The 15,964-nt window shown below is 61.3% G+C and carries 14 protein-coding genes; 5 read left to right on the forward strand and 9 right to left on the reverse strand.

Annotated features, from left to right (window positions below):
• Positions 1-27: 27 nt before the first annotated feature.
• On the reverse strand, positions 28-405 hold the full coding sequence (locus tag SFY93_RS06235) for an AtpZ/AtpI family protein (protein WP_089266840.1): 378 nt from the start codon (positions 403-405) through the stop codon (positions 28-30).
• A gap of 275 nt (positions 406-680) precedes the next feature.
• Here SFY93_RS06235 and SFY93_RS06240 point away from each other — a divergent pair, with 275 nt between their 5' ends.
• The 3 genes from SFY93_RS06240 to SFY93_RS06250 all read left to right on the forward strand — a co-directional run bounded on the left by SFY93_RS06240 (position 681) and on the right by SFY93_RS06250 (position 2,264).
• On the forward strand, positions 681-1,304 hold the full coding sequence (locus SFY93_RS06240; protein ID WP_320446429.1) for a 2-hydroxychromene-2-carboxylate isomerase: 624 nt from the start codon (positions 681-683) through the stop codon (positions 1,302-1,304).
• 56 nt (positions 1,305-1,360) lie between these two features.
• Positions 1,361-1,897 (forward strand): hypothetical protein, encoded by a 537-nt coding sequence (locus SFY93_RS06245; RefSeq protein WP_414717074.1) that lies wholly within the window; start codon positions 1,361-1,363, stop codon positions 1,895-1,897.
• 145 nt (positions 1,898-2,042) lie between these two features.
• On the forward strand, positions 2,043-2,264 hold the full coding sequence (locus tag SFY93_RS06250) for a DUF6894 family protein (protein WP_068732634.1): 222 nt from the start codon (positions 2,043-2,045) through the stop codon (positions 2,262-2,264).
• A gap of 12 nt (positions 2,265-2,276) precedes the next feature.
• On the opposite strand, the gene SFY93_RS06255 is transcribed toward SFY93_RS06250, so the two are convergent.
• Positions 2,277-2,552: a hypothetical protein gene (locus tag SFY93_RS06255; protein ID WP_320447884.1), complete on the reverse strand. Its 276-nt coding sequence runs from the start codon at positions 2,550-2,552 to the stop codon at positions 2,277-2,279.
• Here SFY93_RS06255 and SFY93_RS06260 point away from each other — a divergent pair.
• Positions 2,530-3,000, forward strand: a complete 471-nt coding sequence (locus tag SFY93_RS06260; RefSeq protein ID WP_320446430.1) for a secondary thiamine-phosphate synthase enzyme YjbQ — start codon at positions 2,530-2,532, stop codon at positions 2,998-3,000. The two genes, SFY93_RS06255 and SFY93_RS06260, sit on opposite strands and share 23 nt — an antisense overlap.
• Positions 3,001-3,102: 102 nt before the next feature.
• Here the strand turns inward: SFY93_RS06260 and SFY93_RS06265 are convergent, their stop codons facing one another.
• A complete protein-coding gene (locus SFY93_RS06265) occupies positions 3,103-4,791 on the reverse strand; it encodes an MFS transporter (RefSeq protein ID WP_320446431.1) in 1,689 nt (562 codons plus the stop codon).
• A 372-nt stretch (positions 4,792-5,163) separates the two neighbouring features.
• Here SFY93_RS06265 and SFY93_RS06270 point away from each other — a divergent pair, with 372 nt between their 5' ends.
• Positions 5,164-5,841 (forward strand): response regulator, encoded by a 678-nt coding sequence (locus tag SFY93_RS06270; RefSeq protein ID WP_320446432.1) that lies wholly within the window; start codon positions 5,164-5,166, stop codon positions 5,839-5,841.
• Between the two features lie 5 nt (positions 5,842-5,846).
• On the opposite strand, the gene SFY93_RS06275 is transcribed toward SFY93_RS06270, so the two are convergent.
• The 6 genes from SFY93_RS06275 to SFY93_RS06300 all read right to left on the reverse strand — a co-directional run bounded on the left by SFY93_RS06275 (position 5,847) and on the right by SFY93_RS06300 (position 15,825).
• Complete coding sequence (locus SFY93_RS06275; protein ID WP_320446433.1) at positions 5,847-9,365, reverse strand: PAS domain-containing hybrid sensor histidine kinase/response regulator; 3,519 nt, start codon at positions 9,363-9,365, stop codon at positions 5,847-5,849.
• 113 nt (positions 9,366-9,478) lie between these two features.
• Entirely contained in the window at positions 9,479-9,808 is a 330-nt protein-coding gene (locus SFY93_RS06280) for a GlpM family protein (protein ID WP_320446434.1), read from the reverse strand.
• A gap of 155 nt (positions 9,809-9,963) precedes the next feature.
• Positions 9,964-11,193, reverse strand: coding sequence for a 5-aminolevulinate synthase (gene hemA / locus SFY93_RS06285; RefSeq protein ID WP_089266846.1), 1,230 nt, complete (start codon positions 11,191-11,193; stop codon positions 9,964-9,966).
• A 162-nt stretch (positions 11,194-11,355) separates the two neighbouring features.
• Positions 11,356-12,420: an MBL fold metallo-hydrolase gene (locus SFY93_RS06290; protein ID WP_320446435.1), complete on the reverse strand. Its 1,065-nt coding sequence runs from the start codon at positions 12,418-12,420 to the stop codon at positions 11,356-11,358.
• Between the two features lie 87 nt (positions 12,421-12,507).
• Positions 12,508-13,560, reverse strand: coding sequence for a biotin synthase BioB (bioB, locus tag SFY93_RS06295; protein ID WP_320446436.1), 1,053 nt, complete (start codon positions 13,558-13,560; stop codon positions 12,508-12,510).
• Positions 13,561-13,680: 120 nt separating this feature from the next.
• Positions 13,681-15,825: a methyl-accepting chemotaxis protein gene (locus tag SFY93_RS06300; protein WP_320446437.1), complete on the reverse strand. Its 2,145-nt coding sequence runs from the start codon at positions 15,823-15,825 to the stop codon at positions 13,681-13,683.
• Between the last annotated feature and the right edge of the window lie 139 nt (positions 15,826-15,964).

Consider the following 15,964-nt stretch of genomic DNA (forward strand, 5'->3'; position numbering starts at 1 on the left):
GACGCAGAGGTCTTGGGCGCGAATTTCTTATTCCGCTTTTTTCCCGACACCAGCCGAGCGCATCACGTTCATCACGCCGGCGACGAAACCGAGCAGCATGAGAACGATCAGCCCCCACGGCGATGTCGACAGCAAACGATCGAAGCCCCAGCCCAGAATCGTTCCGACGACGACGCCCGCGACCAGTTCCGAAGAAAGACGGAGACCCACCGCCATGGCCGATGCCCTGGACTGCGCGTTTCCGCTTCCAGTTTCGGATTGGTCAGTCTGAAGTTTGCGCTCATCCTGAAGTTTGGACAGACGCTGATTCAGACTTCCGAGCCTTGCGGAAAGCGCAGCCTCATCGGGAGACGATTTGCCATCGTTTCTGCGTTCACTGTCATCGTCCCGTGTGCCGTTCGTCATGCTTGCGACACTCGAAATAACGCTGCAAATGCTGGAAATAACGCCCCATCACCCTTCAAAGCCGGGCGGACCATACTTAGCGCATCTTGCCAAGTCAAGATTCGCTGATCGCTTGTTAGTGCCTTGATTCACTTGATTTTATTGGCAAAATTCGAATCCCGCTGCGCGGGATCGCCGCAGTGCAAGAGTGACTTTCGAGGCGATCTATCTTGCACGGCGCAGGGCGCTCTGTTGGAGTACCGCTGAGTTTGAAAACGCCCCTGCCGGAGCCCGGAATGTCTCAAGAGATCGACTACTATTTTTCGCTGCCATCGCCCTGGGCCTATATCGGCCACACGCTCTTTCGCGATCTCGTAAGTACTTATGATCTCAAGGTGAATCATAAACCGGTATTTCTCGGTGATCTGTTTTCGGAAACCGGCGGCCTCCCGCTCGGCAAGCGTCATCCGGTGCGGCAGCGCTATCGGATGCTTGAATTGCAGCGCTGGCGCGACAAGCGCGGTCTCGATTTCCATCTGCAGCCGAAGAACTGGCCATTCGATGGCCGACTCGCCGATGGTCTGGTGATCGCGGCGCTCGAGGCTGGACACGATCCCGACCCGTTCCTGCGCCGCGCATTTCCCGCGGTCTGGGAAGGTCAGCTCAATCTCGGCGACACGGCCGTGCTGACCAGACTGGCGGATGATTCGGGGCTGCCGGGCGCGAAACTGCTAGAGCGCGCGGCGTCCAGCGATGTGGCTGCGATATACGAACAGAACCGTCAGGAGGCGATTGCGGCTGACGTGTTCGGCTCGCCGGCCTATGTGCTCAACGGTGAAGTATTTTGGGGGCAGGACCGGCTCGAATTGCTGGCTGATGCGTTGAAGACGAAGCGAGCGCCTTTCAAATCTCAAATCTGAGCACATCTGAGAGGAATGGCGGCTATCGCCCCGAACTCGCAACGCGGAGCATCTCCATGAAGAATGCTGTGGTGCGTTTTACCTCCCCCGGACAGCCCGTGCGGTACGCCGCGCGGGTTGGCGCGGTTCTGATGGCCGGGATCGTCAGTGCGTCTGCGCAGGCCCTGCCGGACATCGAGAATGGCCGGTATTCGCTGTCGCCGATCGCTGAAGGCGTCATCCGTCTGGATACCCGCATCGGCACGGTTTCGACATGCACGGATAAGGGATCCGGTTGGGCCTGCTATGTTTTGCCGGATGAACGTGCCGCGCTCGATACCGAAATAGGGAGGCTGCAGAAGGACAACGACAAGCTGAAGGCGGAGCTTGCGGAGCGCGGTCCAGCCGTCGCCGGCAAGACCGATGAAGCGCTCCCGAAACAGGATTCGCTAAAGCCCGGGAAGTCAGGGAGTGCGGATGGCGAGAGGAAGATCGAGATTCCGCTGCCGAGCGAACGCGACGTCGATCGGGTCATGGCCTTTGTCGAAAACGCGTGGCGTCGCCTTGTCGACATGGCCAGCCGCATCCAGCGCGATTCCAGCGGGAAAATCTGAGCGCTGCGAGTTTCGCGCCGGATGGCAGTGCTCACATAGTTGACTGGTATGATGCGCAGCGCCTTTGCGGCGATATTGAGAGAATAATTCGGTACTAGCAGAGAGGAGCCAAATCGTACGTTTTTCGACTTAAGGGAGCACTTTGATGCCGAGATTTTATTTTGATCTCGTCGATGGGACGACCGTGCCCGACGCTTCCGGGCAGATTTTGCGCAATGAATTGCTGGCCGCTGAGGTCGCCGACAAGCTCGCGGGCGATATTTACAAGATCAGGCCCGAGCTCCGCGGCAAGCACTTCGCCATTTCCGTCCGCAACGAGGAAGGCGATGAAATTCACCGCGCAGACGTGGTTAGCTCCGACGATTAACGCAGTGCGCAGTTATTTGCGTTCGAGCCCGATATCGTCGCCGTCGCCATGGATGGTGTCGCGGTCGGCTTGATCGGTCTTGTCTGCGTCCTGAATGACAGCTTTCTCCTGTGCGCGCTGTTCGTCCTTGCGTGGACCCGGCCCCGGAATGTCCCTTGATGTTTTAGGCTTCATGGCGTTTTCCCTTGTCCATCCTGATTGAAGTGGGAACGCCATATGCGCGTTTTGGTTCATCAGAAGATCCACCAGTCGAAAGGTTAGCGTCGTGACATCTGCCAGATCCATCACGCACAGCGCGCCGTCTGCAGTTCGTGTCGAAACTGTCGTGTCGTCACTGCTGACTGTGCAGACATCCGGTGCCGGCTTCATCGATATCACCCGCGAGGTCGGCAAATTCCTGAGCGAGATCGGCGCCCGTGAAGGTGCGTTGACGCTGTTCATCCGCCATACCTCAGCGTCGCTCACCATTCAGGAAAACGCCGATCCTTCCGTGCTGGTCGATCTTATGACAACGCTCGATCGTCTTGCGCCTCAGGATTTTAACTGGACGCACGATACGGAGGGTCCCGACGATATGCCGGCGCATGTTCGTACCATGCTGACCGCAACCTCGCTGCACATCCCCGTTCTGTCAGGCAAGCTCGCGCTTGGAACCTGGCAGGGGATCTATGTGATCGAACACCGCGCCCGCCCGCATCGCCGCGAGGTGGTGCTGCAGTTCGTCGGCGCGACCTGACGCTCGCAGATCTGCCGAAACAAAAAAAAAGGCCGCGGATTGCTCCGCGGCCGGTTTGTTGTCGCCCCGTCCGCCGGCAGCATGGCTGCCGGCTTGGCGAGATTAGTTCGCGCCGATATCGACGTCCTTGGTCTCCGGCAGGAAGAATATGCCGATGACAACGGTGATTGCCGCGAAGATCACGGGATACCAGAGACCGGCATAGATATCGCCGGTCGAAGCCACGATTGCGAAGGCGGTCGCCGGGAGAAGTCCGCCGAACCAGCCGTTGCCGATGTGGTAGGGCAGCGACATCGAGGTGTAGCGGATCTTGGTCGGGAACAGTTCGACCAGCATCGCCGCGATCGGGCCGTAGACCATGGTGACGAACATCACCAGGATGAACAGCAGTCCGATCACCGCCGCGACCTGCGGACGGAAGATATCGAACGGATGCGCCATCTTGACGATCTGCGCGTCGCCCACCTTGGGATAGCCCGCCGCCTGAACCGCTGCGAGAACCTGCGGGTTTGACGCTGCCGCGGTGTAGGGCACGTCCTTGCCGTTGACGACGACCTTCACGCCGGAGCCTGCCGGACCGTAGGCGGTCGAGTACTTGACCGACGACTGTGCCAGATAGGCGCGGGCCGTATCGCAAGGCGTGGAGAACACGCGGGTGCCGACCGGGTTGAACAGATCGCCGCACAGCGCGGGATCTGAAACGACCTCCACCTTCACGCTCTCGATCGCCTTTTCCAGCGTCGGGTTGGCGTTGGTGGTGATCATCCGGAAGATCGGGAAGAAGGTCAGCGCCGCGATCAGGCAGCCTGCCAGAATGATCGGCTTGCGGCCGATCTTGTCGGACAGGGCGCCCCAGAACACGAAGAAGCCAGTGCCGAGCAGCAGCGACCACGCGATCAGGAGGTTCGCGGTGTAGCCGTCGACCTTGAGGATCGATTGCATGAAGAACAGCGCGTAGAACTGGCCGGTGTACCAGACCACGCCCTGGCCCATCACGCCGCCGAACAGTGCGATCAGCACGATCTTGGCGTTGCTCCAGTTGGCGAAGGCTTCGGTCAGCGGAGCCTTGGAGCCCTTGCCCTCGTCCTTCATCTTCTGGAACACGGGCGATTCATTCAGGCGCAAACGGATCCAGACCGAGATGCCGAGCAGAACCACCGAGACCAGGAACGGAATACGCCAGCCCCAGGCGGCGAATTCGGGTTCGCCGAGAATCGTACGGGTGAACAGGATCACCAGCAGCGACAGGAACAGGCCGAGCGTGGCCGTGGTCTGAATGAACGAGGTGTAGTAGCCGCGCTTGCCGGCCGGTGAATGCTCTGCCACGTAAGTCGCCGCACCGCCATACTCACCGCCGAGCGCAAGGCCCTGCAGCAAGCGCAGGCCGATCAGGATGATCGGAGCCGCGATGCCGATGGTCGCTGCGTTAGGCAGGATGCCGACGATGAAGGTCGACAGGCCCATGATGAGGATGGTGACGAGGAACGTATACTTGCGGCCGACGATGTCGCCGACGCGTCCGAACACGATGGCGCCAAACGGACGAACGATAAAGCCCGCGGCGAAGGCCAGCAGCGCGAAGATGTCGCGCGTGGCCTGATTGAACATCGGCAGCTTGGTGGCGGGATCGATCACGCCGAAGAACTGCGCGCCGATGATGCCGGCCAGCGAGCCGAACAGGTAGAAGTCATACCATTCGAAAACAGTGCCGAGCGATGACGCGAAGATGACGAAGCGTTCGTCCTTCGTCATCCCCTGGGCTTTCGCCGATGTTGCTGCGATGGTGGACATGTTTGAATCGCTCCCCAAATCCGTTGCAAAATTTATTGTGGCTTCTCGCTCGCTGCGCCGAACTTCTGTCGGCTCATTGCAGAGAACTTCGATGCAAAAGGTAGCATTGCGGGGAAATGCGACCCAATACGACTTTAGGCCGTGCGCAAGGGGCTGTGCGCAGAGGTCGCAGCGGCGAAATCGTCCTTCCGGACGTGCGCGTGCATATGAAATATTGCGTCGCACAATGGCCCGCGTTCACCAATTTACCGCGTGGCAGCATTGGACGCTTGCAAGACGTTGTCGCGCGGGGGACACTTGTGGCGAAATGCGCTTTTGCGCGTCGTCTCAACGCGGTCGCTGGTTTGCCGCTAGATTTTTACATGGATTTTGATGACCGTTATCGCTCCCTCGCGCCTCATTATTGCCGACGATCATCCGTTGTTCCGCGGTGCATTGCGGCAGGCGGTCAGTAGCGTGCTGCCGACCACCACGGTCGATGAAACCGGCACGTTCGAGGATTTGACCAAGCTGCTGGAACAGGATTCCGATGTCGATCTGATCCTGCTCGATCTGTCGATGCCGGGGATCAGCGGGTTCTCGGGATTGATTTACCTCCGTGCGCAATACCCCGCCATCCCGGTGGTCATCGTGTCGGCCAGCGACGATGTCGGCACGATCCGGCAATCGCTGGATTTTGGCGCGTCAGGCTTCATTCCGAAACGCTTTGGCGTCGATACCCTGCGCGATGCCATCGTGAAGGTGATGGATGGCGATGTCTGGGTTCCACCGGACGTCGACATGTCGGCTGCGGCCGATCCGGAAATGAGCAAGCTGCGCGACCGGCTGGTGACGCTGACGCCGCAGCAGGTCCGCGTGCTGATGATGCTGTCGGAAGGACTGCTCAACAAGCAGATCGCTTACGAGCTCGGCGTATCCGAGGCGACCATCAAGGCGCATGTCTCGGCGATCCTGCAGAAGCTCGGTGTCGAGAGCCGCACGCAGGCCGTGATTGCTGCCGCGAAGATCGCCGGCGGCCAGTGGCGCCAGGGCGAGCAGACCCCGCAATAATCGGACTATTCCGCCGCGATCATCTGCTGCGTGCGCCATTGCCCGAGGAGTGCGCGCAGCGACGCCGGTTTGACCGGCTTGTTCAGCACGGCGATCTTGTCCTGCCGTGCAGCCGATTGCACATGCGGGCTGCGGTCGGCGGTGATCAGGATGGCCGGAATCTCCTTGCCGAAACGGTTGCGGATTTCCCGGATCGCGGCGACGCCGTTGCCGCGGTCGAGATGGTAATCGACCAGCAGGCCCGTGAGGCGTCGGCCTGAGGCCTGGATTTCGGCAATCGCATTCATCGCGGCTTCCGGATCCGCGACTGCGACGACCTCGGCTCCCCAGGCCTGAAGTAGCGTCTTCATGCCATCGAGAATCGCCATGTCGTTCTCGATACAGACAACGAGCGTGCCCGACATCGGTGACTTCGACAGAGGCGTCGCGCTGGTGACCGCGGTGGTGTGATTGATCGCCTTGGCCACCGGCACCGTCACCGAGAAGAACGAGCCGCCGCTGCGATTGGAATCCAGCGCGATGCCGTGATTGAGCACATGGGCGAGACGTTTGACGATCGACAGACCGAGCCCGAGGCCACGCGCGATCCGCGCGCCCTGTTCGAGCCGGTGGAATTCTTTGAAAATCTCGCCACGCTTGAGGATCGGAATGCCGACACCGGTATCGTAGATGCCAATCTGCAAGGCCTTGCCGCGGCGCCGGCAGCCGACCAGCACGCGGCCATGCGGCGTGTATTTGATCGCGTTCGAGATCAGGTTCTGCAGAAGACGGCGCAGCATCAGGCGATCGGATTCGACGGGCAGTGAGCAAGGCACGAATGTGAGCTTGACGCCGCGGGCGTGCGCGATCGGTGCATATTCGATCTCAAGTGAGCGCATCAGGTCGCCGATGCGGAAACTTGAAATCGCGGGGCTCATGGCGCCGGCATCGAGGCGTGAGATGTCGAGCAGGGCGCCGAGGATTTCCTCGATGGCCTCCAGCGAGTCGTCGATATTCTCGACCAGCCGAGCATCCTCGCCGCCGCTCTTTCGTTCGACCAGGCTGGTGATATAGAGCCGTGCTGCATTGAGCGGCTGCAGAATGTCGTGGCTGGCAGCGGCCAGAAAGCGGGTCTTCGAGATATTGGCGTCTTCCGCGGTGCTCTTGGCGAGCGCCAGTTCGGAATTCAGTCGCGTCAGTTCCTCGGTGCGGTCGCGGACGCGTTTTTCCAGCGTGGCATTGGCGCGCTCCAGCGCCTCTGCTGCCTCGAAGCTGGGCGTGACGTCGGAGAAGGTCAGCACGAGCCCACCATCCGGCATCTTGTTGGTACGCACCTCGATGACGATCTGGCGGTCTTGCAGTCGTTCCAGATAGGGTTCGCCCTCAGTCGTGTAAGCAGCCAGCCGCGCCTGCGTCAGGGTTTCGGTGTCGCCATAAGGCGACGCGCTCTGGATGCCGATGAATTCCAGAATCTCCCGGAGCGGAATGCCGATCTGCACGATCTGCGGTGGCAGGCCGAGCAGTTCGCCGAACTGCCGGTTGGAGACGATCAGCTGCAGGTCGGGGTTGAAGACCGCGATGCCCTGGCGGACGTGATTGAGCGCAGTCTGCAGGATCTCGCGGTTGAAATGCAGCGCCGCATGCGAATCGTCGAGCAGCTTCAAGGCAGCTTTCGCCGACACCGTGCGCTTGCGCAGCAGCAGCGACATCACCACGCGGGACGAGGCTGCGCCGATCGATGATGCGATCAGATATTCTGCGTGCTGCAGCAGTTCGAAATCCGCTGGTGCGGCCGGATCGAGATCGACACGGCGACGCGTGGCGAAAGCATCGAAGGATTCGCGCGCGCGGTCCGGGCCGAGATATTGGGTCACGGTGCTGAGAATGTCCTGCACCGTCACCGTGGTCCGCCAGCGCCGGAATGCCGGTGTGATCGGCGCCAGCGTATTGGGTACGAAGACATCGGCCTGCAGCCGTTCGATCGACGACGGCGCCCGCATCAGCGACAGCACGATATAGGTCAGGATATTGAGCGACAGGCTCCACAACGTGCCGTGCAGCAGCGGCGGCAATTCAGTGCCGAGGAGGTCCTGCGGCCGCAACGCCTCGATACCGAACGGGCCGTGCTGCAGGAACAGGACGCCTGCGGTGCTGCCTTCAAGGAAGCTCGGGATGAACAGCGTATAGGCCCAGACGATGAAGCCGACCACCATGCCGCCCATGGCGCCGCGGGCGGTCGCACGCCGCCAGATCAGCCCGCCAAAAAAAGCTGGAGCGAGTTGCACGATGGCGGCAAATGACAGCAGGCCGATGGCGGCCAATTGCGTATTGCCGAGTGCGCGGAAATAGAAATAGGCCAGCACCATGATGGCGAAGATCGAAAATCGCCTTGCCTTGAGCAGGAAGTTGCCGAAGTCGGTCTGCTCATTCTGCGTCTGCGGTCCGCGCCGCAAGACCAGTGGCAACACGATATCGTTGGACACCATAATGGCCAGCGCAACGCATTCGACGATCACCATGGCGGTGGCAGCCGACAAGCCGCCGATGAACACCGCCATGCTGAGCGCGCTGGATCCGGCCTCGATCGGCAGCGCCAGCACATACATGTCGCTGTCGACGGCGCCGAACGGAAAGGTCACGAGGCCCGCCAGGGCGATCGGAATGACGAACAGGTTGATGGCGATCAGATAGGTGGGAAACAGCCAGCGCGCACGGCTCACTTCCGAGTCGCTGGAATTCTCGACGACGCTGACGTGGAACTGCCGGGGCAGCAGCATGATGGCGCAGAACGACAGCAACACCATCGTGAGGAAATTGCCGAATGACGGCACATAGTTGATGGCGCGCATCGCCTCTGGTGTCTTCATCGCGCGCTCGACCAGCTCCGAGGGGCCGAACATCCAGAATGTCACGAAGGCGCCGGCGATGATGAACACCACCAGCTTGACGATGGATTCGGTAGCCACGGCGAGCATCAAGCCGTGCTGATGTTCGGTCGCATTGGTCTGCCTTGTACCGAACAGTACGGCGAACATCGCCATGGCCAGCGTCACGACCAGTGCCATGTCGCCGACGATGGGAATGCCGGCAATGGCCTTGTCTTCGCCGAGGATCGTTTCCAGCGACGACGCGACGGCCTTCAGCTGCAGCGCAATGTACGGAACCGAGCCGATGATGGCGATCACGGCGACGGTGGCGGCGACGGCCTGGCTCTTGCCGTAACGTGCGGCGATGAAGTCGGCGATCGAGGTGATGTTCTGGGTCTTGGCGAGATGGATCACACGCCGCAGCACGGGCGAGAAGAAGGCAAAGAACAGGATTGGGCCGACATAGATGGCGAGGAAATCCACGCTGGTCCGGCTGGCCACGCCGACCGAGCCGAAGAACGTCCATGACGTGCAATAGATCGCCAGCGACAGCGGATAGATGACGGCCTTGGCGCGGCCGCTCTGGAACAGCGCGATCCGGTCGCCATAGCTGGCGACGCAAAACAGAAATCCGATGTAGCAGAGGGCGGCAACAATCACGCCCCAGTCGTGCAGCATCGTGCGTGCTCCCTTTGGCGGGCTGAAGCCCGTCCATCAGGCGAAAATCTAGCCGGTTGCGCCGGTGCAGGCGACAGGGATTTGGCCGGACGCCGGGGAATGCCGGATTGTCGTTAAATCCAGCGGGGGCCGAAAAAGGCGATCAGGATGATGAACAGCCACGCGGTCACGCCGGCCAGCAGAGCGAGCCGGTAATCGAACGTGCCGACCGTGAGATAGCAGATGCCGAGAAAAGCGAGATAGGCTGGAATGGTCTTCGCGCCGGCCATGCAGGCTTCCCGGAAGCCCGCGTTGTCGCCTTTTGCGCCGACGATGAGGAGCGCAATGATCGCAAAGGTCGGAAACAACGGCAGAATGCCAGGCAGCGTGTTGCCCCGTTTGGACAACCAGGCAATCAGGGCGGTGAGCAGTCCGCCGAGAATACCTTTCCAGATGATGTCCACTAAATTTCTCCGGCCCCCAGCGGGGGTATAGGCCCAAGTGAAACTCCTCATGGCCGGGCTTGACCCGGCCATCCACCTTTGCGCCAAGCTTCAAAAAGATGGATGCCCGGGTCAAGCCCGGGCATGACGGTGTTTCAATTGTTCGCGGCGGAGTTTTACTCCGCTGCCAGCGCCTTGGTGCGCAGTGGTAGGCCGAGTTCATCCCACACCTGGAGCAGCGATTCTGCGAGATGATCGATCAGCACGTCGTCGTGATAGGGCGACGGCGTAATACGGAGGCGCTCGGCGCCCTTGGCGACGGTGGGATAGTTGATCGGCTGGATGTAAATGCCGTGATCTTCGAGCAGCAGATCGCAGGCCTTCTTGCAGAGTTCGGCATCGCCGACGAACACCGGCACGATATGGGTGTCGGTGGACATCACCGGAATGCCGGCCGCGGTGAGGATCGCCTTGACCCGCGCAGCGCGATCCTGATGGCGCTCACGTTCCCAGCTGGAGCTCTTCAGGTGCTTGATCGCTGCGGTCGCGGCCGAGCAGATCGCCGGCGGCAGCGCGGTGGTGAAGATAAAGCCCGGCGCATAGGAGCGCACGGCGTCTACAATGTCCTTGTTTGCTGCGATATAGCCGCCGAGGCAGCCATAGGCCTTGGCGAGCGTGCCTTCCAGCACGTCGATGCGATGCATCACGCCGTCGCGCTCGGCGATGCCGCCGCCGCGCGGGCCATACATGCCGACCGCATGGACTTCATCCACATAGGTCATAGCGCCATAGCGCTCGGCGAGATCGCAGATCGCAGCCAGTGGCGCGACGTCGCCGTCCATCGAATACAGACTCTCGCAGGCGATCAGTTTCGGCCGCGCCGGATCGGCGGCCTTCAATAGCTCTTCGAGATGCGCGACGTCGTTATGGCGGAACACGACGCGGTCGCAGCCGGCCTGCCGGATGCCTTCGATCATCGAGTTATGATTCAGTGCGTCGGACAGGATCAGGCAATTCGGCATCAGCTTGGCGAGCGTCGAAATGCCGGTCTGGTTCGAGACATAGCCCGAGGTGAAGAGCAGGGCCGCCTGCTTGCCGTGGAGGTCGGCGAGTTCTTCCTCGAGCTGCACCAGCGGATGATGCGTGCCTGCGATATTGCGGGTGCCACCGGCGCCGGTGCCGACGCGGGTCGCCGTCTCGACCATGGCGCCCACCACTTTCGGGTGCTGGCCCATGCCGAGGTAATCGTTGGAGCACCAGATCACGACATTGCGCGGGCCCTGCGGCGTGTGCCAGACCGCATGCGGGAACCGACCGGCAATGCGCTCGAGGTCGGCGAAGACACGATAGCGGCGCTCGTCATGCAAACGATTGAGCGCGTCACTGAAGAACTTGCTGTAATCCATCGCAAAAGACCCAAAAACGAAACCCGAACCCAGCGTCAGGTGCGTTTTAGAGCTTTTCCAGCTTGGCTGTCGAGGCGCAATTGGTCAATTTGACCAAGTGCTGCGGCTTTTGATGTGCATCAAGAGCCTGAGGTCATTCACGAATTTTTGCTGCGCTGCAGGTTACGTCGATTTGAACCGCAGCATGCCGTCGGCGCCCATTGTCGAGGTCAGCCGCTTCTGCGCCAGCATGTGGTTGACGTGGGCGATCAATTCGCCGGCGGCAAATCCGGTCTGGTGGGCGTCCAGCTTGTGCTTGTGAAACACCACAGGCACCAGCTCGGCCGAGGTCTTGCCGGTATCCTTGCATGCGGCGGCGATCATCTGGCAGCGCTCTTCGTGATGGTCTGCGAGCTGCTTGATGCGGATCTTGAGGCCGTGAAACGGCACGCCGTGACCGGGGAGCACGAGCACATCGTCGGGCAGCGTCTCGGCGAGACGTTTCAGCGAATGCAGATAGGAGCCGAGCGAATTCTCGTCGGGCTCATGGGCCCAGACGCTGACATTGGGCGAGATCTTGCTCAGCACCTGATCGGCCGACAGGAACAGTTTATCGGCCTCGCAATACAGCATCACCTGATCCGGCGAATGGCCGGCGCCTGTGAGCACGCGAAAGGTACGCGTGCCGATCACGAGATCGTTGCCGTCAGAGAGCCGACGATAGGCCGCCGGCAGCGGCACCGTCTTCTTCAGATACTCCTGGCCGCGGCCGAGCAATTGCTCGGTGATATCTGCATCCATGCCGTGGCGATGGAAGAACTGCCGCATATTGACGATGCGCTCTTCGGTGCGGCGGTGCTGGTGATAGACGCCCTGCAGATATTCGACTTGCGACATATAGAAGGGGCAGTTGAACCGCTGCACCATCCAGCCGGCCTGGCCGACATGATCGGGATGCGCGTGGGTGACAATCACCTTGCTGATCGGCTTGCCCTTCAGCGGACCTTCGAACAGTTTCGTCCATGCAGCGATGGTGGCGTCATTGCCGATGCCGGTATCCACCATGGCCCAGCCGTCGCCATCGGCGAGCAGATAGATGTTCACATGGTTGAGGCGAAACGGCAGGTCGAGCCGGATCCAGAGAACGCCCGGAGCAATTTCGACCACCTGATCGGTCCCGGGATGGTTCTCCCAGGGATAGCGGAGGTCATCGGCTGGCTTTGTGCTGGCGTCTGTTTTCGAATGCATCGGTTCTGTCACAATGTCCTTTTCATCCGGCTTAGCGGGCCAAGGACCCCTGCGCCAGCACAAATTCGGCTGGCGCAGGGCATGGGTTTATGCGCTGGCGCGCATATCGGCCTGTGCTGAAGCGGTAACCGGCAGAGCCGGCGTGCTCTTTCCGCTCACGTCGTCGAGCCGCGAGGTCATGCCGAGCCGGTCCAGCAGGTTAGCGTCGCGGTCGGTCTGGGGGTTTTTCGTGGTCAGCAGCACGTCGCCGATGAAGATGGAATTGGCGCCGGCGACAAAGCACAGTGCCTGCAATTCATCGGTCATATATTGCCGCCCGGCGGAAAGCCGCACCACGCTCTTCGGCATCATGATACGCGCCACGGCAATCATGCGGACCAGCGCGATTGGATCCGGGCGTTCGGCCGTGTCGTTGACCGGCACGCCCTTTACCTCGTTCCACATATTGATTGGCACGCTGTCCGGATGATGCGGCAGGTTCGCTAGCAGCATCAGCATGCCCAGACGGTCCTCGACCTGTTCGCCCATGCCGATGATGCCGCCGCAACAGGTCTTGAGACCGGCATGGCGTGCCCGTGCCAGCGTTTCAATGCGATCTTCCATGGTGCGGGTGGTGATGATCTTGCCGTAGAATTCCGGCGATGTATCGACATTGTGATTATAGAAATCGAGACCGGCGTTCTGCAGGCGCTGCGCCTGATCCTCTGTGAGCATGCCGAGCGTGGCGCAGGTCTCCATGCCAATTGCCTTCACCGCGCTGACCATCTCGCAGACGCGGTCGAGGTCTTTGTCCTTCGGATTGCGCCATGCCGCGGCCATGCAGAAGCGGCTTGCGCCGGCCTCCTTGGCGCGCTGCGCCGTGGCGACCACAGCGTCGCGATCCATCAGTTTGGTCGCCTTGACGTCCGTGTTGTAGTGGGCGCTTTGCGAGCAGTACCCGCAGTCTTCCGCGCAGCCGCCGGTCTTGATGCTGAGCAGGCTCGCGGTCTCGACGTGATTCGGATCGAAATTGCTGCGGTGGATGCTCTGCGCCTGGAAAATCAGGTCCGCAAACGGCAGGTCATACAGGGCCTTGGCTTCATGACGCTGCCAGTCGTGGCGCAGTTCGGTCGATGTCCATGCAGAGGGTGTTGGGGGCATTCACGCAATCCTTACATTCTGCGCAGCCGCCGATCATGGGCTGCTGTGAAAGCAGTCCATGATTTTGAGGGTCGGAGCAATGACGCTGGCCGGGTGCAGCCATGCGCTGGATCGCCGCTCCTATGCCGCGCGGATGCTCGACAGGAATTCGTCGATTTCACCACGAAGAACGTCGGCCTCGCGGCGCAGTTCGCCCGAGGCGCCGAGCACGTCGTTGGCAGCCGTGCCGGCCTGCGTCGATGCATCGCTGACGCCGATGATATTGCTCGACACTTCACTGGTGCCGCCGGCGGCATGCTGGATGTTGCGTGCGATCTCGCGTGTTGCCGCACCTTGCTGTTCGACGGCCGTGGCGATGGCTGCGCTCACATTATTGATCTCGGCGATGGTCTGCCCAATGTTGCGGATCGCTCCGACGGCGGTGGAAGTGACCTGCTGCATCGAGACGATCTGCGTGCGGATCTCGTCGGTGGCCTTTGCGGTTTGATCGGCAAGGCTCTTCACCTCGGAGGCCACCACGGCGAAACCACGGCCTGCATCGCCCGCGCGTGCAGCCTCGATGGTCGCGTTGAGCGCCAGCAGGTTGGTTTGCGACGCGATGGTCTGGATCAGATCGATCACCACGCTGATGCGATTGGCGTTGTCGGCCAAGCCCTGCATCGTTGCATCGGTTTCGCCGGCTTCGCTGACGGCCTTTGCGGCGATTTCGGTCGACGTGACGACCTGTCGGCTGATCTCGTTGATCGATGACGACAGTTGCTCGGTCCCGGCCGACACCGTCTGGACGTTCACCGAGGTTTCCTCTGCGGCCGATGCGACGGCGCTGACCAGCACGCTGGAGCGATCGGCAGTTGCCGTCATGCTCTGCGCGGTCGATTGCATGGAATCGGCCGAGATCTGCAGCTTCTCCAAAGCGGTACGTACCTTGCTCTCGAAGTCGACGATGCGAGCTTCGATGCGCGACGTGCGTTCGCCCTTGGCGATGCGGTCCTGATCCTGCTCCGCGCTGAGCGTGCGGGCGTTGATCATGCTGTCGCGGAACACTTCGAGCGTGCCCGCCATCGCCGCGATTTCGTCCTGCTGGCGGCTGCGGGCGATCTCGGTGTCGAGATCTCCGCTGGACAGCCGCTGCATCGCGCGCTGCAATTGCGCGAGGCGGCGCAGAATGCTGCGGCCGACATAGAGCCAGACGAACAATGCGGATCCGATCAGTGTCAGCGCGCCCAGGCCGAGCATCACCTGCGTCGCCAGCGTGATTGTCGTCTGCGCCTGTGTCGTGGCGGCGTCGGTTTCGCTGCGCACCTTGTCGACCAGTTGCTTGACGCTCATACCGAGGCCAACATTCAGCTTGCGTGTCTCGTCGAGAATGAGTTCGCCATATTCGACGGTGTCCATCTCTTTCTGGCGCACCTTGAAGACGCTGTTCTTGCCGTCGCCGATCGCCAGCAGTTGCAGGGCGGCTTCCTTCAGTTCTTTGGTCCCCTTGATGCCGACCAGGGCATCCAGATTGGATTTGACGCGGGTCTGGGCGGCCTTGAAGTTGTCTTCGATCGGAGAGAGCGCTTCGGACGAACCGGCCGACAGCGCGGCCATCAGATCGGACGAGATCAGGTTGGTGCTGGCGACGACTTCGCCGACCTGCACGATGACGCGCGCGGCTTCGCCGGAATCTTCGGCCGAGAAGACTGTTGCCCGCAGCGTGTCGTTCATCACGTTCTGGGCGTCGGTGGCGGCTGGCTCCGACATCTTGACGAAGTTTGCTGCAGCGGCGCGCAGGGAGTCGTATTGCTTCTGATGCTGGGCGACCGCATCGAGACGTTCCTGGGTGGCAGCGCCAAGGCTGCGAATCGTGTCTTCGATGTTCTTGACGGTATCGGCCAGGGCGGCGACCACGGCCTTGTCGGCGCCGAGCTTGGCGATGGTGTCGAGCTTCTCGACTGCAATCTTGTGCGTATCCCGCATGCGCTGCGAGCGTTCCTTCAGAACGTCGGGGCTGCTCGATGCCAGCAGCATCGGGCCCTGGCTGGCAAGGCTCTCGCTGGCGGTGGCCAGTTGAAGGCTGGCGGTCAGTTTCGGAATGTCCCGGCCGTTCAGGTCCGTCATCATGCCGCCGAGCTGACCGAGAATCATGCCGGCACCGGCACTGATCAGGATCGCCATGCCCGCGATAACAGCGAAGGCGGCGAACAGGCTGCCGCGAATGCCCCAACGGGGCCGCGAGAAACGAAACCGTCCGAATTTTCCGATGAACGACGTCAGTGCCATTGATTCCCCCCGCGTCCACCGTCCTGGTGGCGGATCGCGTAGAGAGTATGTAGGTACCGGGTTAATATTCGGGTAAATCGGCAACCCCTGGCTGTCGCGGGGCTTGCGAGGTTACCAAAGGGTAAAACGAAAAAGGCCG

The organism is Tardiphaga sp. 42S5, from assembly GCF_034044155.1.
GTDB lineage: Bacteria > Pseudomonadota > Alphaproteobacteria > Rhizobiales > Xanthobacteraceae > Tardiphaga > Tardiphaga robiniae.

Coding starts and splice junctions, on each gene's coding strand:
- SFY93_RS06235 (WP_089266840.1), bottom strand. CDS start 405: ATGACGAACGGCACACGGGACGATGACAGTGAACGCAGAAACGATGGC.
- SFY93_RS06240 (WP_320446429.1), top strand. CDS start 681: ATGTCTCAAGAGATCGACTACTATTTTTCGCTGCCATCGCCCTGGGCC.
- SFY93_RS06245 (WP_414717074.1), top strand. CDS start 1,361: ATGAAGAATGCTGTGGTGCGTTTTACCTCCCCCGGACAGCCCGTGCGG.
- SFY93_RS06250 (WP_068732634.1), top strand. CDS start 2,043: ATGCCGAGATTTTATTTTGATCTCGTCGATGGGACGACCGTGCCCGAC.
- SFY93_RS06265 (WP_320446431.1), bottom strand. CDS start 4,791: ATGTCCACCATCGCAGCAACATCGGCGAAAGCCCAGGGGATGACGAAG.
- SFY93_RS06270 (WP_320446432.1), top strand. CDS start 5,164: ATGACCGTTATCGCTCCCTCGCGCCTCATTATTGCCGACGATCATCCG.
- SFY93_RS06275 (WP_320446433.1), bottom strand. CDS start 9,365: ATGCTGCACGACTGGGGCGTGATTGTTGCCGCCCTCTGCTACATCGGA.
- hemA (WP_089266846.1), bottom strand. CDS start 11,193: ATGGATTACAGCAAGTTCTTCAGTGACGCGCTCAATCGTTTGCATGAC.
- SFY93_RS06290 (WP_320446435.1), bottom strand. CDS start 12,420: ATGCATTCGAAAACAGACGCCAGCACAAAGCCAGCCGATGACCTCCGC.
- bioB (WP_320446436.1), bottom strand. CDS start 13,560: ATGCCCCCAACACCCTCTGCATGGACATCGACCGAACTGCGCCACGAC.
- SFY93_RS06300 (WP_320446437.1), bottom strand. CDS start 15,825: ATGGCACTGACGTCGTTCATCGGAAAATTCGGACGGTTTCGTTTCTCG.